At 67.1% G+C, this 17010-nt stretch carries 21 protein-coding genes and 1 tRNA gene; 9 read left to right on the forward strand and 13 right to left on the reverse strand.

The window, feature by feature from the left end; all coding sequences use genetic code 11:
* Positions 1–41 precede the first annotated feature (41 nt).
* The 3 genes from DX03_RS04660 (at position 42) to DX03_RS20570 (ending at position 1190) form a co-directional block, all read left to right on the forward strand.
* Positions 42–117, forward strand: a tRNA-Lys gene (locus DX03_RS04660).
* 400 nt (positions 118–517) lie between these two features.
* Complete coding sequence (locus tag DX03_RS04665; protein WP_038686734.1) at positions 518–802, forward strand: BrnT family toxin; 285 nt, start codon at positions 518–520, stop codon at positions 800–802.
* Positions 771–1190: a BrnA antitoxin family protein gene (locus DX03_RS20570; RefSeq protein ID WP_081797147.1), complete on the forward strand. Its 420-nt coding sequence runs from the start codon at positions 771–773 to the stop codon at positions 1188–1190. Before DX03_RS04665 ends, DX03_RS20570 begins: the two co-directional genes overlap by 32 nt.
* Before the next feature lie 196 nt (positions 1191–1386).
* On the opposite strand, the gene DX03_RS21085 is transcribed toward DX03_RS20570, so the two are convergent.
* From DX03_RS21085 to DX03_RS04675, 3 genes are read right to left on the reverse strand one after another with little or no spacing between them, the layout of a single operon-like run.
* Positions 1387–1572 carry a hypothetical protein gene (locus tag DX03_RS21085; RefSeq protein ID WP_185753327.1) on the reverse strand — a complete coding sequence of 62 codons (186 nt, stop codon included), beginning with the start codon at positions 1570–1572 and terminating at the stop codon, positions 1387–1389.
* Complete coding sequence (locus DX03_RS04670) at positions 1550–1873, reverse strand: hypothetical protein (protein ID WP_038691904.1); 324 nt, start codon at positions 1871–1873, stop codon at positions 1550–1552. Before DX03_RS04670 ends, DX03_RS21085 begins: the two co-directional genes overlap by 23 nt.
* Positions 1874–1931: 58 nt before the next feature.
* On the reverse strand, positions 1932–2591 hold the full coding sequence (locus DX03_RS04675; RefSeq protein ID WP_038686736.1) for a DUF6058 family natural product biosynthesis protein: 660 nt from the start codon (positions 2589–2591) through the stop codon (positions 1932–1934).
* Positions 2592–2863: 272 nt separating this feature from the next.
* Here DX03_RS04675 and DX03_RS20375 point away from each other — a divergent pair, with 272 nt between their 5' ends.
* The 3 genes from DX03_RS20375 (at position 2864) to DX03_RS04690 (ending at position 5671) form a co-directional block, all read left to right on the forward strand.
* On the forward strand, positions 2864–4138 hold the full coding sequence (locus DX03_RS20375) for a PAAR domain-containing protein (protein ID WP_244880182.1): 1275 nt from the start codon (positions 2864–2866) through the stop codon (positions 4136–4138).
* Positions 4135–4659 (forward strand): hypothetical protein, encoded by a 525-nt coding sequence (locus DX03_RS04685; RefSeq protein WP_038686738.1) that lies wholly within the window; start codon positions 4135–4137, stop codon positions 4657–4659. Before DX03_RS20375 ends, DX03_RS04685 begins: the two co-directional genes overlap by 4 nt.
* 121 nt (positions 4660–4780) lie before the next feature.
* Entirely contained in the window at positions 4781–5671 is an 891-nt protein-coding gene (locus DX03_RS04690) for an NAD-dependent epimerase/dehydratase family protein (protein WP_038686739.1), read from the forward strand.
* Between the two features lie 10 nt (positions 5672–5681).
* On the opposite strand, the gene DX03_RS04695 is transcribed toward DX03_RS04690, so the two are convergent.
* Entirely contained in the window at positions 5682–7160 is a 1479-nt protein-coding gene (locus DX03_RS04695; protein ID WP_081797149.1) for a S41 family peptidase, read from the reverse strand.
* A gap of 179 nt (positions 7161–7339) precedes the next feature.
* Between DX03_RS04695 and DX03_RS04700 the strand changes: the two genes are divergently transcribed.
* Entirely contained in the window at positions 7340–7816 is a 477-nt protein-coding gene (locus tag DX03_RS04700) for a ferritin family protein (protein ID WP_038686744.1), read from the forward strand.
* An 83-nt stretch (positions 7817–7899) separates the two neighbouring features.
* Here DX03_RS04700 and DX03_RS21090 read toward each other — a convergent pair whose 3' ends face one another.
* Complete coding sequence (locus DX03_RS21090) at positions 7900–8055, reverse strand: hypothetical protein (protein WP_185753461.1); 156 nt, start codon at positions 8053–8055, stop codon at positions 7900–7902.
* Positions 8056–8280: 225 nt separating this feature from the next.
* Between DX03_RS21090 and DX03_RS04705 the strand changes: the two genes are divergently transcribed.
* A complete protein-coding gene (locus tag DX03_RS04705; RefSeq protein ID WP_038686746.1) occupies positions 8281–8949 on the forward strand; it encodes an MliC family protein in 669 nt (222 codons plus the stop codon).
* A 10-nt stretch (positions 8950–8959) separates the two neighbouring features.
* Here the strand turns inward: DX03_RS04705 and DX03_RS04710 are convergent, their stop codons facing one another.
* The 3 genes from DX03_RS04710 to DX03_RS20865 form a co-directional block, all read right to left on the reverse strand.
* Positions 8960–9625, reverse strand: a complete 666-nt coding sequence (locus tag DX03_RS04710) for a DUF3011 domain-containing protein (protein WP_038686748.1) — start codon at positions 9623–9625, stop codon at positions 8960–8962.
* A gap of 114 nt (positions 9626–9739) precedes the next feature.
* Positions 9740–10141 (reverse strand): response regulator, encoded by a 402-nt coding sequence (locus DX03_RS04715; protein ID WP_038686749.1) that lies wholly within the window; start codon positions 10139–10141, stop codon positions 9740–9742.
* Between the two features lie 75 nt (positions 10142–10216).
* Positions 10217–10363 carry a hypothetical protein gene (locus DX03_RS20865; RefSeq protein ID WP_185753462.1) on the reverse strand — a complete coding sequence of 49 codons (147 nt, stop codon included), beginning with the start codon at positions 10361–10363 and terminating at the stop codon, positions 10217–10219.
* A 110-nt stretch (positions 10364–10473) separates the two neighbouring features.
* Between DX03_RS20865 and DX03_RS04720 the strand changes: the two genes are divergently transcribed.
* A complete protein-coding gene (locus DX03_RS04720) occupies positions 10474–10767 on the forward strand; it encodes a TFIIB-type zinc ribbon-containing protein (protein ID WP_038686751.1) in 294 nt (97 codons plus the stop codon).
* A gap of 22 nt (positions 10768–10789) precedes the next feature.
* Here the strand turns inward: DX03_RS04720 and DX03_RS04725 are convergent, their stop codons facing one another.
* The 5 genes from DX03_RS04725 to recQ form a co-directional block, all read right to left on the reverse strand.
* On the reverse strand, positions 10790–11302 hold the full coding sequence (locus DX03_RS04725; RefSeq protein WP_038686753.1) for a GNAT family N-acetyltransferase: 513 nt from the start codon (positions 11300–11302) through the stop codon (positions 10790–10792).
* Between the two features lie 274 nt (positions 11303–11576).
* On the reverse strand, positions 11577–12578 hold the full coding sequence (locus DX03_RS04730) for a copper resistance protein B (RefSeq protein ID WP_038686754.1): 1002 nt from the start codon (positions 12576–12578) through the stop codon (positions 11577–11579).
* The gene (locus tag DX03_RS04735) at positions 12575–14374 is read right to left on the reverse strand and encodes a copper resistance system multicopper oxidase (protein WP_038686756.1); all 1800 of its coding nucleotides are present in this window, start codon (positions 14372–14374) and stop codon (positions 12575–12577) included. The genes DX03_RS04730 and DX03_RS04735 overlap by 4 nt, the downstream gene beginning before the upstream one ends.
* Positions 14375–14478: 104 nt before the next feature.
* Positions 14479–14874 carry a CopL family metal-binding regulatory protein gene (locus DX03_RS04740; RefSeq protein ID WP_038686758.1) on the reverse strand — a complete coding sequence of 132 codons (396 nt, stop codon included), beginning with the start codon at positions 14872–14874 and terminating at the stop codon, positions 14479–14481.
* A 94-nt stretch (positions 14875–14968) separates the two neighbouring features.
* Entirely contained in the window at positions 14969–16771 is a 1803-nt protein-coding gene (gene recQ / locus DX03_RS04745; RefSeq protein ID WP_038686760.1) for a DNA helicase RecQ, read from the reverse strand.
* Positions 16772–17010: the final 239 nt, after the last annotated feature.

Genomic DNA, 17010 nt, shown 5'->3' on the forward strand with positions numbered 1-17010 from the left:
TTAGAATGCGCACCCCCGCCAGCGATGCCGGGGCATGCAATGGGCCGTTAGCTCAGTTGGTAGAGCAGAAGACTTTTAATCTTTTGGTCGATGGTTCGAATCCATCACGGCCCACCATTGCGAACAAAGGGTTTCAGAGCAATCTGAAGCCCTTTTTGTTTTTCCGCAATCGCGGTTTTTTCCGCAGAATCACTTAGTCGGGGTCACGCGTTCGCCCTTGCTCTTGCGTCTTTAGGTCTCCGTCATCACCACCGACGAATGGACCAGCTGCGGTTGTGCCTGGCGGATATCCGACGACGTGTCGGCCTTATCGGTGCGCGCAGGTCGCGGAACTGTAGTGCAGTATTTGGCACGCCAGCGCGCTCACGCGCTGCATCGAAGCGACCCCGCAGCTGGCCCTTGCTCAGTGGCTGCCCATGCTCATCCAGCAGCAGGTTGGGCATGGGGCACGGGGCGTGGGTGGGACGGGGTGCCGCCGGGGTTGCGCCGTGGAATTAGTGTGCATACAATAAATGCCATGGAAATCACCTACGACGCCGCCAGGAGCGCCCGCAACGTTGAAGAGCGCGGCCTGTCTTTTGAGCTGGTGCATGCGTTCGATTTCCAGACCGCCTTGTTCGTCGTTGATGACCGAAAGGAGTACGGCGAGGTGCGCTACCGGGGGCTGGGGCTGGTAGCCGAGCGGGTACACGCGCTCGTCTTCACCGAAACCCCCAAGGGCATCAGAGTCATCAGCTTCCGCAAGGCAAACAAACGAGAGGTCAAAAGCTATGAACAAGAACAAGAACAGCGACGCGCCTGACAACGACAACCCGGAATGGACCCACCGCGACACGGCCCATGCTGTAGCGTTCACTGGGTTGCCTGCTGGGTTGCAGGGGAAGCTGCGTGGCCGGCCCAAGGCGGCGGAAACGAAGGAGCGCATCACTATCCGGCTTTCGCCGGATGTATTGGATGTGTTCCGCGAAACCGGTGCCGGCTGGCAGACCAAAATCGACGCGGTGCTGAAAGATTGGGTAGTGGCGCGCAAGGGCAAGCTGCCAGCGACGGTAGCCAAGCATGCGCCGGTTGCTAAGCGTGCGCCGGATGCTAAGCGTGCGGCGGTCGCAAAGCGCGAGGCCATGGCAAAGCGTGCACCAGTAGCAAAGCGCGCGGCGGTCGCGAAGCGTCCTATGGCGGCAAAGAGGTGATGCCCGGCGCGAAGCCGGGCGCACCACTGCTGCATGACTTCGATGTTGCTGATCACCTGCGAGACGAAGAGGAGATCGCTATGTACATAGTCGCTTGCCATGAGGAAGCTGCCGACGATGCTGCCTTTATCGTTTCCGCGAAGGCAGCCTGCGAAAGTGCAAGGACACGCTGGAACACGCGCAGCAAGTAGTGCACTCATGCCTTGAACACCCAGCACTTAACCGTGGCAGCAGCGCCCATGGTGCCCTGACGGATGGCGCTGTTCACCGCGACGTTCGTCTCCAGACATTTGTGCCGCCGGCAATCGCGCAGCAGCGAACGTAGCACCTTGCCGCTACCGCAGCGCAGCTCATCCCCGCTACCAGCCAGATGGCTCGCCATCCTCATCGTCCACCGACATCCCGGTGCAGGCGCGGACCCAGGCAAACAGCCGCGCAAGATCCGCTTCGATGATGGTCGGGTGAGCGCTGATCTCAAGAAACACACGTTCCTCTTCCAGGAACACGCGTACGTCGTAGCACCACGCATCCGCGTCCCTCGGCTCGGTGCCTGCCAGCCGGAACTCGTGCGCGCCAACACAGCGGGAAAACGTCTCAAGCTGGGTGATCTGCTGCTTCACCTCGTCACGATGGGACGCATACCACCCCCTATCTTCAAACGACAGCACGAACTCCGCTGACATCTCCATCTCCTTGCTGCTGTGATGCATCCCGCTGGGAGCACGTCGCGCGCCCGCAACTCTATGCCGCGCCTTCCTGGGTGGCCTGATGGGCGCTGAGCACGCGTGGACGCAGGTCTTCCACCAGCCGCTTCCTGCTGCTGCGCGCGTACTCGGCAGGCGAGAAGGGCATGGCGGAGTCGGCGTAATCATCGATCAACGTCAGCAGCTCGCCAGCGGTGATGCCGTGCGGCGCGGGGTCGCTTCCGTTGCCGGTCAACGCAACCAGGGTTTCCTGCAGCACCTCTTTTCGCACAATGCCCCTGCCACTGGACGGATCGGCGACGCACAGGCCGAATGTGCCGTTGAAGAAGTGGGGAAGCAGCGCCGCTACCTTTGCGTCCACCCGGTGCGCGTCGTCGCCGCAGGTGCGCAGATGCGCCGCCAGTTCGGCCGCCAACGTCGAGACCACTGCCGCGCGCTCCTCGCCTGCGGCGGCGTCTGCGGCGATGCGGACCCAGCGGGTGCACTCGGGGCGGAAAAACGCACCGGATACCCGCGAATCGGTGTCGATCGATCCGAACGCGGCGGAGTGGATCGTCCCCGCGTTGCAGCGGTACGTCGGCGCGGGAATGGCCTCGGCCGCAATCAGCGCATCCAGACGCTGCACGGTGATGCCTGCCAGCGCTGCGCAGGTGGATGTGTCGACAAAGTAATCGCGCAGGTACGCATCCAGCAGCATGGGATCTCCATCAGGAAAAAGTTGCAGCGTACGGAGGGTAGCCGAACACGCGCGCGCACGGAGGGCACCCGCCGTCTGCCCCCTGCCGCATCGGCGGGCAACGCGTATCCATGGCGTGTCGCTGAGGGCCGCACGGCACGCTTTCGTGGGGGTGGCCGGAGCCCGTTTACCGCCACGGCCGGACCATCCTTCGTCTTCCACGGGGATTATGTATAGTCGGTTTTGTGATCAAGCGCGCGGTTTGGTGTTCAATCGGCGTGATAAAGCAGTAGATGATTATTCGCTCCATTTACTCTGACGAATCCAAGGATGGCGCCATGGCACGGAACTGGATTGTGATGGGAGACCCCACCAGCAGTGGCGGGCAGGTCATCACGGCATCGAACGAAACCGACATCATGGGAATGGGCGTTGCGCGGATAGGCGACAAGGCCACTTGCCCGAAGCTGCACAAGGGTATTTTCCCTATCGTCGATGGGGACATCACGATCCTGGTAGATGGACAGCCCGTGGCCTTGCACGGTTGCGCGTTGGCCTGTGGGTGTCGCGTACTGTCTGGCCAGCAGGCCAACGTCTTCGCTGAAAGTGGTGCGGCCGCGGGAAGCGCCGCCGCCGCTGGCGCAGGCACCGCTGCCGCCGCCGGGGCGGGCAGTGCGGCGGCTGGCGCAGCAGGTGTCCTGAAAGCGGTGTTGGCCTCGGCGGCGACGTTCGATCAGGCAATCCGCTTCGTCGGCAAGGGAGGCACGCCGTTGGCCGAGGTGCCGTATACCCTGCACTTGGCCGATGGCCGCACGGTGTCTGGAACCACCGATGCCCAAGGAGAAACCACGCGCGTCTCGACAGAGCAGAGCCAGACCATCGTACGCGCGGAACTGCGCGCACCCGCACAGCCGGTCGGTTGCTGCGCGCGCGTGGCGCCGGATGGCAGCGAAGACGTGGAGGTTTTCGACGTCGACGGCGTGGTGACCACATCGGAGGCGCTGGGCACCTCGATAGCCCCGGTCACCGCACCCGGCCACGAGCGCGGCCTGACGCCGGGAGAGATCGACATGGCCCGCCTGGTCTTTGGCGATGCGGTCGACTACGCCCAGGTGAAGGTCCACAACCATGGCTACTGGATGTTCTTCGGGTTCCAGAACAAGGACACCGCGGTGACACCCAACGGGGAGATGTATTTCCCCAAGGGTATCTACAAGGACGACTATTCGACCGACAGCGTCAGCTTCCAGCAGTTCTTCATCCATGAAATGACGCATGTCTGGCAATACCAGCTCGGTTACAACGTCAAACTGGTCCGCGCGCCGCGTCCCAACATGAGTTACGACTACGTGCTGGATGAGATCCGCTTGTTCCCCGACTACAACATGGAAGCGCAGGGCGACATGCTGGCCGACTATTTTCTGGTGGCCTTCCGCGGTTCCCAGTCACGCATGAATAATGTGCGTTACCGTACCGTGCCCGATATCGGTGCGCAGCTCGAGCGCACCCTGCAGCCCTTCCTTGCCGCGCGCAGTGACAAAAACAACCTGCCCAGGACGACGCAATGAGCCGTTTGCATGTTTCCCTGCTGTTGATCGGTGTGCTGGTGCCGGGCCTGGCAAGCTGCGCCTCGCCCGCCGGCCGGTATCAGCAGGCGCTGGTCAAGGAACAGCAGGGCGTGCCCTGTTTTGGCGTGCCGGCAATCCGCACGGGCGATGCGCCTGCGAAGATAACTGGGGTGTCGGTGATGGAGGTCGGCTCGGGCGGCGCGGCGATCTGGGAACGTGATTTTCTGCGGGATGGCCAGGCCGAACCCACGCTCGCCCCGGATCAATGCCTGCGTTACGGCGACGGTGGTACGTCGCCACCGCCGCGCCTGCAGCCTGGCAAGCGGTACCAGGTGGAAATGTGGGGCAGTGCACCGGCACAGCGCGGGACGCCCCAGTCGCGCTGGTTCAACGGCTACTTCTGCGTAGTTGACGCAGGCGGAGTACCGAAGATCAATGCGGTCCAGCAGGGAAAGGACGGCGCGCTGCGTTGGGACACCTGCGGGTCCACTGCACAGCCGGTAGGCCAGGCCGGGCGCTGAGCACGCGCAGGTTGCAACGATTCCGACGCCTGGCCGGCCGCAGCCGTGGACGCCCGGGCGCCGACTCTGGCTACAATCAAATCATCCCGGTAGCTCCCGGGCGCTGACCAAGTGCCACACAGTGAAGATTCTCCTGACAGGAAGTTCAGGCCGGGTGGGGCGCGCGATCTTCGGCGCGCTGTCCGCACGGCACGAGGTGGTCGGGGTTGACCGCAGCCCCTTCAACACCACCCGGCACGTGGCCGATATCACCGATATGCGCACGCTGCGCACGGCGCTGGTGGGCGTGGATGCCGTGATCCACTGCGCAGCGCTGCACGCCCCGCACGTGGGGCTGATGCCCGACACCGAATTCCATCGCATCAATGTCGAAGGCACCCGCACCCTGGCGATGCTGGCCCGCGATGCCGGGGTGTCGCGCTTCGTGTTCACCAGCACCACCGCGCTGTACGGCCATGCGATCGTGCCCGGCCGCTGCACGTGGATCGACGAGCGCACCCCGCCGCAACCGCGCACGGTCTACCACCGGTCAAAACTGGCGGCCGAGCACTGGCTGGAGGAGGCCGCCAGCCCCGCGTTCCAGGTGCGGGTGATCCGGATGTCGCGGTGCTTCCCTGAAACCGCCCAGCGCATGCTGCTGTATCGCCTGCACCGTGGCATCGACGTGCGCGATGTGGCCGATGCGCATGCGGCGGCCCTGCGTAACACCGGGCCGATGTTCCAGCGCTATATCGCCAGCGGCGCCACGCCGTTTGGCCCGGAAGACTGCGAACGGCTGGTCAGTGACCCGCGCGCGGTGCTGGCGCGGCGCTGCGCGCAGTGGCTGGCCGAGTACGACCGCCGCGGCTGGGCGCTGCCGGTGATCGACCGCATCCACGACGCCACTGCGGCCAGCATCGGCCTGGGCTGGCGCAGCCAGCGCGGGCCGGAAGCGGTGCTGGCGCAGTTGGCCGAGCACTCCATCGAAGTGCTGCCGCATCCGATGCGCGACGCAGACTGCACGGTGGACTGACCGCCGCGGGTCAGTGCCGGGCCAGGTCCACGCCCACCGCATCCAGCACCCGCTGCGCGCGGGCGCGGGCCGATTCATTGGCGCGCATGTCGATGGGCAGGTCCGGCGAAATGCCGGCCACTTCGTCGCTGCCATCGGCGCGCAGGCGCACGCAGTTCGGAATGCGCATGCGCAGCTGCGCGTGCGGCAAGGTGCGCGGTGGCGGCGGGCTCATGAAGCCGCAGCCATAGCCGCCGGTGGTGCTACCGACCACGCGTGCGATGCTGTTGTCCTGCAGACGTGCGGCGAACATTTCTGCCGAAGAGGCGGTCTTCGCATCGGTAAGCACATACACCGGCCCCTGCCAGGCGGCCCAGTGCCGGCGCAGGTCCTGCGCCCAGTCCAGGCGGTGGGCAATCAGGAAATCGGGGATCGCGTCCACTGCCGGGGTGGCAAGGGGACCGCCCGAACTGCCGGCGGCGACCAGGTGCCGACAGGGCAGCGCCTGCCAGTCGCGCGGCGACTGCCACACCCACGTCATGTCGCAGGGCGACGCCTGCGTGGCGCGCAGGGACGCGGCGAAGCGGTCGCGCTGCTGGACCAGCAGCGGGCGCGCAGTGGCGTCGGGATGATGGTGGCGCAGGGCATCGTCGATGCGCTCGTACTGCTCCTGCAGGTAGTCGCGGCCGGCCGCCGACTGGCTGACCCACAGTGGCGCCGACTGCACCGGCGCGCCACTGAACAGGCGCGTGAGCGTGTCGCCGCTGTCGTCGCCGCCCGGGTTGGTGCCCACATCCACCAGCACCGCATCCACGCCCTGCTGCTGGAAGCGCCGCAGCGTGGCGGCGATCTCGGCCACCCACGCATCATTCAACGTGGCCCGCATGTCGTTCACCGCGTCGGCATGCCGCAGTTGACCCCACAGGCGGTGGCACAGGCCGGGGTAACGCAGCGCATCGAATTCGTGCAGGCGCAGCAGACCCAGGCGGTGGCCATCGGCCAGCGCGATCACGCCGCTGCGCAGCGCCGGGTCAGCCCCACCGGCTGTGGCGTGGTAGCCGGGCAGGGCCTGCAGCGGCACGCTGTAGTCGTGCCGGCCTTCGTCCAGCACGCCCAGCGCCGCGCAACCGGTGGACGCATCCAGCGTGCGCGGGTCCACCGCGGCAGGGGCGGGTGCGGACGCGCCGGCTGCCTGCCGATCCAGCAGTTTCAGGTGGCCATCGTGAAACCCGGCCAGAAACGTGCGCAGTGCCTGTTCCGCCTGCGCATCGCTGTCGGCGGTGGCGATGGCCTGCTGCGCATCGCGTTCGAGCGCGGGCAGGTCCACGCCGCTCTGCGCGGAGGCCACCCACGCCAGGTGCGCATAGTCGTCCTGCAAGGTCTGCTTCAGTACCGCCAGATCGCCGCGCCAGGCATCGCGATCAATGCCGGGGGCGGCGTGGCTGGCAAACGCCATCGACAGCGCCATGGCCATCAGCGCCCCTGCCTTCGGTGTGTGTCCTGCCGACATCGCCGTGCTCCCTGCCAAGGCGCTGCCTGCGCCTGCGAACCCCGATCCTAGCCAACCCGGCCCGGTGGCGAAAGCGCGCAGGGGCGCGGCATAACATTGGCCTCACATTGCCGTTCCACTGCCGGGCGCAGGTTGGAGGCGATGGAAAAGCTGGGGCCGTACTCCAGCGGAGCCGTGTGATGTCGACGCACACCGTGAGCCGCCAACACTACATCCGCCTGCTCAACCGCATCATCGCGGTGGCGCACGACGGCCACGCCCTGCATGCCCGTGCTGTGGCCCGGACGCAGGGCGAGGATGCTCCGCTGTGCGCGGTGATGATGCGCATGGCCGGCTCAAGCGCGGCCATCATCGATACGCTTGGCAGGCACGTGCGTCAGGCCGGCGGGCGCCCCGCACGGCATGGCACCGTGCTCGGTGGCGTGCGCGCAGGCTTCGGCTGGTTGGGGACGGTGCTGGGGGATGCCGGCATCCAGTACGTCAGCCAGGGGCAGGCGTCACGGGCCCGGCTGATCCGCGTCCTGCAGGCTGCGTTGCACGACCAAACATTGCCGGGTGATGCACGGCAGGTGCTGGAAGAGATGGAGCGTCATGCGCAGCACGACTGGCAGCAACTGCATGGTCGGCTGAACGGTCTTCGCGCGCGCCAGGTGTAGCGCTGCTCACCAGAAGGGGCCGGGAAGCGCCACCGGCAGCATGAGGCTGCGCGCAGCGCGCAGCCCCACTATGTGCGCCGCGGTTACTTCTGCTGCGGGTTCTTCGGGGCGTCTTTGTTGTCCTGTTGCTGCTTCTGCTGCTTGGCCAACGTGTCCTTGCGCTCCTGCTCCTTCTGCTGGTCGGTCTGCGCGGCGGCATTTTTCTGGACGTTGTTTTCGTTGTTCTGCATGGTGGACATTGCGGTACTCCAGGACGACGTGATGTCGTGCGATCCACACTGGACCGGGTGCTGTTACGCAGCGGTCGCACTCGCATGAGGGTAGGGTCAGGGTGGCTGTGAGCATTGCCTGGCGTTCATGCGCGGTGTCGCGTTCATGTCCACGATCGATCTGTTTGTGCACACCCAACACGCGGCGGCGGGCGCACAATAGCGCGTCTTTTGCTGACTGTTGTTGGAGGTGCCATGAACCGATTCGTCCTGCTGGGTGTGGGGGCGCTTGCGCTCGCGGCCTGTTCCAAACCGGCCCCGTCCGATACCGCCGCGCCGGCGCAACCGCCCGCCGCCGCTACGCCTGCGCCGACACCAAGCGCGCCGGCCGCCGCGACCGATGCCACGTTACAGCCGCCGTCGTTTGATTGCGCCAAGGCGCAGTCCGAGTCGGAGAAACTGGTCTGCGGTGACGCCCGCCTGGCCGCGCTCGACCGTCAGCTGGCCGCGCTCTACAAGCGCGTGCAGACCAGCCCGGATGAACTGGATATCGCCGCCGAGCAACGGGGCTGGGTCAAAGGCCGTGACGCCTGCTGGCAGGCGGTCGACCGGCACCGGTGCCTGATCGAGTCCTACCAGACCCGCATCGTTGAACTGAACATCGGCAATGGCGGCGTGCCCGCGCCCACGCCGGTGCACTACCAGTGCGATGACGCCAGCAAGCCGGTCAGCGTGGTGTTCTACAACGAACTGGACCCGCAGGCCGCGGTGGTCAGCCTGGGCAAGGACCAGGCCATCGTGTTTCCGGCCCAGGCCGCAAGCGGCAGCCGCTACACCCGCGAAGGCGTGGAGTTCTGGGAACACCAGGGCGAGGCAACGCTGGACTTCTACGGCACCACGCTGAGCTGCAAGGCCGGCGGTTGAACCCGGTGCGCTACCGCACCCGGCGGTAGCGCACTTCGTTCTGGCGGTCGCCCACTTCGGTGGTGACAAAGCCGTCCCGGCTCTGGTTGATGTCGAACACGCTGCTGCCCACGTTGAGCTGGCCGCCGTTGACCCACCCGCTCAGGTTCTGCCCGCGGGCCTGGGCAGACATGCGCCCGTCGCTGTCGATGCGCATGCGGATGTCGGCGCCGTAGATGGGGTTGTAGCCTTCGAACTCGCCCACCATCCAGCCCGGCACATAGGAGCTGTGGCGCGGCCCCTGGTAGGAGTCGTCGTCGTAGCGCTCGTCCTGCTTGTTGGCGTTGTGCACCAGCGCGCCAAGGATGGCCGCGCCGATCAGCACACCGGCGGCCACTTTGGCATCGTGGTTGTCGCCATGGTCGTCGCCGTCGTGCGAACCGCCGTCGTGTACGCGGAAGGTGGCGCGGCACCCGTCATCCACCCACACCTGGCGGCGGTCGTAATCCCAGCTTCGGCCTTGACGGCACTCGGCCCCGGACAAGGTGCGCTCCAGGCTGACGTAGCCGGCGCGGGGCAGCGTGCACGACTGGTAGCGGTTGTTGCGGCTTTCGCAGGTCACCACATCATCGGCGCGCGCGTCGGCCATCGACGCGGCAAACAACAGCGGAGCGGTCAGCAACAGGCGGATCTGCATGGTGTCGGTTCCGGTGGCAGGGAAGCTGTGCACCGCTGGCCCGGGCGGGCGCGACAGCGGGCTGTCGAGCCGGACGATGACAGTTGCCGATGAAAACCGGATGAAGACCGCCGATCAGGCGGCCTGGCCGACGTCCTGCTGCTGGAAGCAGGCGCGGATGGCGTCCAGCAGTTCGCTCATCGAGTACGGCTTGGGCAGGAAGTGGATGCCCGGGCGCAGCTGCGGCAGGACGTCGGACGGTTCCAGTCCCGAGGTCACCAGCACCGGCAGGCTGGGCTGGTACTGCTTGATGCGGTGCGCCGCTTCGATGCCGCTCACCCCGCCCAAGCACACATCGGTGAAGACCAGGTCGAACCGTTCGCCGGCCTGCAGCAGGCCGAGCGCGGCTTCTGCCGAACTGACGGCGGCGACATCACAGGCCTGGCTTTCCAGCACCATGCGGCTGAGTTCGCGGGTTTCTTCGGTGTCTTCGATCAACAGCACGCGCGGTGCAACGTGGCGCTTGGACAGCAACATGACGCAATGTTCCCTGGCAGTGGTTCGGAATGGCGCGCAAGTATGCGGCGGCACCGGGTGAGGGGATCGTGCACGTCAGGCGCGGCGGCATTCCGCGCGCTGTCGCCAGCGCCGCAGTGCCAGCAGGACCAGTGCCGCCAGCAGCGCGGCGGACAGCCGCAGGCTGTTGCCCTGCCAGCCGATCGCCGTGGTTTCGCTGACCTGCATGACGTTCCAGGCCATGTTCAGTGAGTCGTGGGGCATAGGTCTGGGGGGACCCCGGTCATGCGCACGTTGCGCGGCGCTCAGGCGCGGCAGGGTAGAGTCGGGGTTTGAACCATGGAGCCGCGACGATGCAATGCCCCGTATGCAAGACCCAGGCGCTGGTGATGTCCGAGCGCCAGGGCATCGAGATCGACTACTGCCCGCAGTGCCGCGGCGTGTGGCTGGACCGCGGCGAACTGGACAAGATCATCGAGCGCTCGACCGATGCGGCCGCCCCGGTACGGGCCGCCACGCCGCCACCGCCGCCGCAGGCCGTGCAGCATCGCGATACCCGCCACCTGGGCCAGCAGCAGTACGGCGACCAGCACGGCTACCGCAAGAAGAAGAAAGAAGGCTTCCTGTCGGACCTGTTCGATTTCTGAGCCGGGTGCCGGCCCTGTCTGATCAGGGCCGGCGCAGGATGAATTCCAGGTCGCGGCTGTCGCCCACCACAAAGTAGTAGGTGCCGACCTGGACGCAGCCGTAGCGCGCATAGAAGCGCTGCGCGCCGAAGTTCTCCGACCACACGCCCACCCACAGGGTGCGGCGTGCCGGGTGATCCAGCCACTGCAGGAACGCCTCCATCAGGCGTGCACCGTGGCCACCGGACTGGTGGCTGGCCAGCACATACAAACGTTTGAGTTCGACGTCACCGTCGACGGCATCGGCGTGCGCCAGGGTATTCGCACCGGCGGCCAGGTAGCCCACCGCGCGCCCGTCCTCTTCCAGCAGCCATACCGCACTGCGGGGATCCTCCAGTTCGCGCCGCTGCGGTACCGGGCTGTAGTGCTCTTCCAGGAACGCGTGCAGGTCCTGCGGCGGGTAGGAATCGCCGAAGGTTTCGGTGTAGGTGGCGACGGCGATCGCCGACGCAGCCTGTGCATCGGCCGGGGTGGCGCGACGGATTTGCAGGGACATGGCAGGGGGTGCACGGAAGGGGGTGGCAGCGTACGCCATCCGGGGTGCCCCGGACAAAAACCGGGCGAGGATGGCGGAACCCTGGCCCCGGCGCATCACATCACTATCCGGGAGCGCCGCTGAGCACGGCACCCGGGTGTCGGGCAGGGCGCGCCGCTGTACGCGCGCGTCCTGTGACGCCCCGTTCGGGCCCGTCGGATCCGGCTTGCACCATCCCTGTTGTGTTGTCCCGGGCGCATGCCGCGCCCGGGACTTTTTTACGCCGGTGCCGGCCTCAGAACCAGACGCGCACGCCGGCCACCCAGCGGGTATCACGCGCGCGCTCGCCGACGGCCTGGTGGTAATCGGCGGTATCGCCGAACAGGCGTTCGTGGCTGATGCCGATGTACGGCGCGAAACGCCGGTTGACCTCGTAGCGCAGGCGCAGCCCGGCTTCCACTTTGTTCAAGCCGCTGCCGGTGCCATGGCGCGGATCGTCCTTGGCCGCGAGCGTGGCCTCCAGCAACGGCTGCAGGATCAGGCGGTTGGTCAACAGCAGTTCGTACTCGATCTCGGCGCTGGCCATCACCTGACCCCCTTCGCCCACATAGGCGGTGGCCGAGGTCTCGAACTTGTACGGTGCCAGGCCCTGGATGCCCAGCGCCGCCCACGTGCGCGAATCGCCGGGGCCGAGGTCCTGCTTGACGCCCACCAGCACATCCCACCACGGTGACACGCTGCGTCCGTACAGCACTTCGACATCGGCTGCTTCCGTACGCCCGCCGCTGCGCTCGCCTTCGCTGCGCACCCACACCCGGTGGATGTTGCCGCCGATCCAGCCGCTGGCTTCCCACGCCTGGCCGTTGCCGTGCTGGCCATCCCACTGCTCCAGGCGGTTGACCAGCAGCATGCTGTGGATCGTCGGCGGGTGTTCCATCGCACCATGTTCGATGGGCGGGAACGCGGCGAGGCGGTCGGCGGCGGTGACGGCGGGAATCGGCTCCCGCGGTTCGCTTGGCGCGGTCGTCTTGTGCGCGGCGTGGTCCATGCTGCCGTGGTCCATTTTTGAATGGTCCATCTGGCTGTGGTCCATGCTGCCGTGGTCCATTTTCGAATGGTCCATCTGGCTGTGATCCATGCTGCCGTGGTCGACCGGCGGATCCACCGGCATTTCCTTGGTGGCCGCGGGTGCAGCGGGGGTGCCGTGCGCATGCGACTGCGCCCAGGCCGGGGTGGTCAGCGCGATCAGCAGCGCGGCGGTGAGCAGGCGGCGGGTTGGCGTGGGGAAGCGGCTCATTCTTCGATCCTCACTTCGCGCATCATGCCCGCTTCCATGTGGTACAGCAGGTGGCAGTGGTAGGCCCAGCGGCCCAGCGCGTCGGCGCGCACGCGGTAGGTGCGGCGGGTACCCGGGGGCATGTCGATGGTGTGCTTGCGCAGGTGGAACTGGCCATCGGCATTTTCCAGATCGCTCCATACCCCATGCAGGTGAATCGGGTGCTGCATCATGGTGTCGTTGACCAGCACGATGCGCATGCGCTCGCCGTAGTTCAGGCGCAGCGGTTCGGCGCTGGCGAACGGGATGCCGTCGAACGACCAGCTGAATTTCTCCATGTGGCCGGTCAGGTGCAGCTCGACCTCGCGGCTGGGTTCGCGGCCGTCCGGGTCGTCGAACAGGCTGCGCATCGCGCCGTAGGTCAGCACGTTGCGGCCGTTGTCGCGCAGGCCGATGCCCGGGTCATCCAGCTTGGGCTCGGTGGCCATGCTCTGCATGTCGATCAGCGGGTTGCCTTTCTCGCTGGCCGGGTGGCGCGGGGCCTTGTCGCTGCCGCCGTGTGCGGCATGCCCCATGCTGGCACCGCAGCCGCCTTCCATGCCCTTCATGTCGTGGCCCATGCCGGCCATGTCATGGCCCATGCTGCCCATGTCGTGGCCCATGTCGCCCATGGTCAACAGTGGTCGCGGATCGCGGGCGGGAATGGGCGCCTGCAGGCCGTGCCGCACCGCCAGGGTGCCGGCAGCGAAGCCGGTCCGGCCCATGTCCTGGCAGAAAATGGTGAACGCGTCCTGGCCGGTGGGCTCCACGATCACGTCGAAGGTTTCAGCCGGCGCGATGCGGAACTCATCAATGCTGACCGGATGGATGTACTGCCCATCGGCGGCCACCACGGTCATCTTCAAGCCGGGGATGCGCACGTCGAAGTAGGTCATCGAGCCGCCGTTGATGAAGCGCAGCAGCACCTTCTCCCCGCTGCGGAACAGCCCGGTCCAGTTGCCGGCGGGCGCGGTGCCGTTGAGCAGGTAGGTGTAGGTGTGCGCGTTGATGTCGGAGATGTCGGTGGGGGTCATCCGCATCCGGCCCCACATGCCGCGGTCGGCGGTGGCTGCGCCCCAGCCGTCACGGCGCACGTCGCGCAGGAAATCGGGCAGGGTGCGCTTGTAGTAGTTGTCGAACTCGGCCAGCTTTTTCATGCGCCGGAACAGGGCGCCCGGGTCCATGTCGGTCCAGTCCGACAGCATGATCACGTGCTCGCGGTCGAAGCGGTACGGGGCCGGCTGCAGCGGATCGATGATCAGCGCACCGTACAGGCCGGCCTGCTCCTGGAACATCGAGTGGCTGTGGTACCAGTAGGTGCCGGACTGTTTGAGGGTGAAGCGGTACTGGTAGGCCTCGCCCGGGGCGATGCCGTTGAAGCTCAGGCCCGGCACGCCGTCCATGTTGGCTGGCAGCAGGATGCCGTGCCAATGGATCGAGGTGGGGTGGGCCTGCAGGCTGTTGGCCACGCGCACGCTGACGGTGTCGCCTTCGCGCCAGCGCAGGATCGGGGCGGGCAGGCTGCCGTTGACGGTGATCGCCGGGCGGGTGCGGCCGGTGAAGTTGGCCAGCGATTCGCCGATGCTCAACTGGACGTCGGGTCCGCTGAGCACCTGCGGGGCGGTGGCCACGACCGGGCCGGCGGCAGCGAAGGCGCGGGCGGGCAGGCCGCTGGCCACCAGGCCGGCGACCACGCCACCGGCGGCAGCGCCCTGCACGAACAGGCGGCGCGACGGCATGGGCGGTGCGCCCGGGCCGGGGGGAGGGGAAAAGGACATTGCAACTCCGCATCGGATTCGAAAGGCACGCAGGTGCCGTCAAGAGGCGTACGCACGGGGGCGCACGGCATCGCTTCGCACAGGCGCTCGCAGTGAGCGCAGGCTCAGCCGATCGGAGGGCGGGTGATGCGGTCCAGGGGCGGCATCGGCAATGCCGCGCGGGTGTGGCCCAGGGGCGCCAGCGCGGGCGGCGGCGGGCTGGGCAGCCACGCGACGGACACGGTCAGGCTGGGCTGCTGCGCACAGCTGCGCAGGCAGTCCTTGATCTTGCAGTGGTCGCCATCGTGCGGCGCCTGCGTGCCGGCGGTGTCGGCAGCGGCGTGGTCGTGATGGGCGGGCATGGCAGGGGCCGGAGCATCGCCGTGGCAGGGCGCTGCGGGCTCGGCGCTGGTGGCATGCGCCATGGCCAAGGTCATCGGGCCGGCCATGGCGGCGTTCAGCCCGTTGAGCAACAGGCTGAGCATCAATACCACGCGCAGGAGCAGGCCACCGGGGGTCATGGGCGCCACCCTAGCGCCAAACCGGGGCGTGCGCACCTGTGGCTGAACGCGGCGTTCAACTCTGGAGGCGTATCCGTGGGGGCGCAGGTGGGCATCAGCCTTCCTCGCGGACGATCTCGACCAGGCGCTCGCCGTAGCGGGCGAGCTTGGTGCCGCCGATGCCGCCGACCTTGCCAAGCGCGTCGATGCTGGTAGGGCGCTGTTCGGCGATGTTGCGCAGGGTGCTGTCGTGGAAGATCACAAAGGCCGGTACGTTCTGTTCCTTGGCCAGTTCGGCGCGCAGGCTGCGCAGCGCGTTGAACAGGACCAGGTCTTCGGGCAGCACGGACAGGCCGGTACGCTGGCCGCTGCGGTCGCGCTCGCGGGTCTTGGGGCTTTCGCGGCGCATCATGACCTTGCGCTGGCCCTTGAGGACCTCGCGGCTGCCGTCGGTGAGGCGCAGGCCGCCGTAGGCCTCGGTGTCCACTTCGAGCAGGCTGGCGGCCACCAGCTGGCGGAACACGCTGCGCCAGGTGCGGGCGTCGAGGTCCTTGCCGATGCCGTAGGTGCTCAGTTCGCTGTGGCCGAACTGGCGGATCTTGTCGTTCTCGCCGCCGCGCAGGATGTCGATCAGGTGGCCCACGCCGAAGCGCTGGCCGCTGCGGTAGACGCAGCTGAGCGCTTTCTGGGCGGCCACGCTGGCATCCCAGGCGTCGGGGGGTACCAGGCAGTTGTCGCAGTTGCCGCAGGGCTGGGGGTAGGTTTCGCCGAACCCGGCCAGCAGCACCTGGCGCCGGCACTGCATGGATTCGCAGTAGCCGAGCAGGTGGTCGAGTTTGTTGCGTTCGAGGCTTTTGCGTTCTTCGCCGGCCTCGGACTGTTCGATCATCTGCTTGAGCAGCACCACGTCGCCCAGGCCGTAGCAGAGCCAGGCTTCGGCGGGTTCGCCGTCGCGGCCGGCACGGCCGGTTTCCTGGTAATACCCTTCCATGGACTTGGGCAGGTCGGTGTGGGCGACGAAGCGGACGTCGGGTTTGTCGATGCCCATGCCGAAGGCGATGGTGGCGCACATGACGATGCCATCCTCGCGCAGGAAGCGGCGCTGGTTGGCGGCACGCACTTCAGCGGGCAGGCCGGCGTGGTAGGGCAGGGCGTTGAGGCCTTCCTTGCACAGGAATTCGGCGGTTTCCTCGACCTTGCGCCGCGACATGCAGTAGACGATGCCGGCTTCCTGGCGGTGGACTTTGAGGAAGTCGAGCAGCTGGCGCTTGGCGTTGTCTTTCTGGACGACGGTGTAGCGGATGTTGGGGCGGTCGAAGGAGCTGACGAAGTGCTGGGCGCCGGTGAGGTCGAGGCGTTCGGCGATTTCGCGCTGGGTGGGCGGGTCGGCGGTGGCGGTGAGGGCGATGCGCGGGACGTCGGGCCAGCGTTCATGCAGGACGGTAAGCTGGCGGTATTCGGGCCGGAAGTCGTGGCCCCACTGGGAGACGCAGTGGGCTTCGTCGATGGCGAACAGGGCGATGCGGCTGCGCGAGAGCAGGGACAGGAAGCGGCCAGTGAGCAGGCGCTCGGGGGCGACATAGAGCATGTCGAGCTCGCCGGCGAGCAGGTCGCGTTCGACCCGGGCGGCGGTGTCGCCGTCTAGGGTGGAATTGAGGAATTCGGCGCGCACACCGAGCTGGCGCAGGGCTTCGACCTGGTCCTGCATGAGGGCGATGAGCGGGGAGATGACGATGCCGGTACCCTCGCGGAGGAGGGAAGGCACCTGGTAGCACAGCGACTTGCCGCCGCCGGTGGGCATCAATACGAGGGCGTCATTGCCGGCAGCGACATGTTCAACGATCGCCTGCTGCGGACCGCGGAAATCGTCGTAACCAAAAATGCGGCTGAGCAGGTCGTGCGCGGGGCTGGAAGGCATCGCACTAGTTTACCCCGCCACGCGGGCCGGCCGTGTCCTCCAACAGCGGATCAGTGGGTAGGGGCTTGCCCTGCGGCCTTCTCAAGCCAGAGCCGGAGCCGGAGCCGGAGCCGGAGCCGAAGCCCATGGTTTTCTTGCTGATGGTTGGCGTGGGGTGGGTGGGTTGGCGGGACACGCCGTAAATCCATCCCTGGAGGCTCGTGGGCGCCATCCATGGCGCCCAACGGTCCCGCCAACCC

The organism is Stenotrophomonas rhizophila, assembly GCF_000661955.1.
In the GTDB taxonomy this organism is placed as follows: Bacteria; Pseudomonadota; Gammaproteobacteria; order Xanthomonadales; family Xanthomonadaceae; genus Stenotrophomonas; species Stenotrophomonas rhizophila.

Bases quoted from the DNA above. Each gene is read 5' to 3' on its own strand.
- DX03_RS04665 (WP_038686734.1), top strand. From the start codon at position 518: ATGGAAATCACCTACGACGCCGCCAGGAGCGCCCGCAACGTTGAAGAG.
- DX03_RS20570 (WP_081797147.1), top strand. From the start codon at position 771: ATGAACAAGAACAAGAACAGCGACGCGCCTGACAACGACAACCCGGAA.
- DX03_RS21085 (WP_185753327.1), bottom strand. From the start codon at position 1,572: ATGGCGAGCCATCTGGCTGGTAGCGGGGATGAGCTGCGCTGCGGTAGC.
- DX03_RS04670 (WP_038691904.1), bottom strand. From the start codon at position 1,873: ATGTCAGCGGAGTTCGTGCTGTCGTTTGAAGATAGGGGGTGGTATGCG.
- DX03_RS04675 (WP_038686736.1), bottom strand. From the start codon at position 2,591: ATGCTGCTGGATGCGTACCTGCGCGATTACTTTGTCGACACATCCACC.
- DX03_RS20375 (WP_244880182.1), top strand. From the start codon at position 2,864: ATGATTATTCGCTCCATTTACTCTGACGAATCCAAGGATGGCGCCATG.
- DX03_RS04685 (WP_038686738.1), top strand. From the start codon at position 4,135: ATGAGCCGTTTGCATGTTTCCCTGCTGTTGATCGGTGTGCTGGTGCCG.
- DX03_RS04695 (WP_081797149.1), bottom strand. From the start codon at position 7,160: ATGTCGGCAGGACACACACCGAAGGCAGGGGCGCTGATGGCCATGGCG.
- DX03_RS04700 (WP_038686744.1), top strand. From the start codon at position 7,340: ATGTCGACGCACACCGTGAGCCGCCAACACTACATCCGCCTGCTCAAC.
- DX03_RS21090 (WP_185753461.1), bottom strand. From the start codon at position 8,055: ATGTCCACCATGCAGAACAACGAAAACAACGTCCAGAAAAATGCCGCC.
- DX03_RS04705 (WP_038686746.1), top strand. From the start codon at position 8,281: ATGAACCGATTCGTCCTGCTGGGTGTGGGGGCGCTTGCGCTCGCGGCC.
- DX03_RS04710 (WP_038686748.1), bottom strand. From the start codon at position 9,625: ATGCAGATCCGCCTGTTGCTGACCGCTCCGCTGTTGTTTGCCGCGTCG.
- DX03_RS04715 (WP_038686749.1), bottom strand. From the start codon at position 10,141: ATGTTGCTGTCCAAGCGCCACGTTGCACCGCGCGTGCTGTTGATCGAA.
- DX03_RS20865 (WP_185753462.1), bottom strand. From the start codon at position 10,363: ATGGCCTGGAACGTCATGCAGGTCAGCGAAACCACGGCGATCGGCTGG.
- DX03_RS04720 (WP_038686751.1), top strand. From the start codon at position 10,474: ATGCAATGCCCCGTATGCAAGACCCAGGCGCTGGTGATGTCCGAGCGC.
- DX03_RS04725 (WP_038686753.1), bottom strand. From the start codon at position 11,302: ATGTCCCTGCAAATCCGTCGCGCCACCCCGGCCGATGCACAGGCTGCG.
- DX03_RS04730 (WP_038686754.1), bottom strand. From the start codon at position 12,578: ATGAGCCGCTTCCCCACGCCAACCCGCCGCCTGCTCACCGCCGCGCTG.
- DX03_RS04735 (WP_038686756.1), bottom strand. From the start codon at position 14,374: ATGTCCTTTTCCCCTCCCCCCGGCCCGGGCGCACCGCCCATGCCGTCG.
- DX03_RS04740 (WP_038686758.1), bottom strand. From the start codon at position 14,874: ATGACCCCCGGTGGCCTGCTCCTGCGCGTGGTATTGATGCTCAGCCTG.
- recQ (WP_038686760.1), bottom strand. From the start codon at position 16,771: ATGCCTTCCAGCCCCGCGCACGACCTGCTCAGCCGCATTTTTGGTTAC.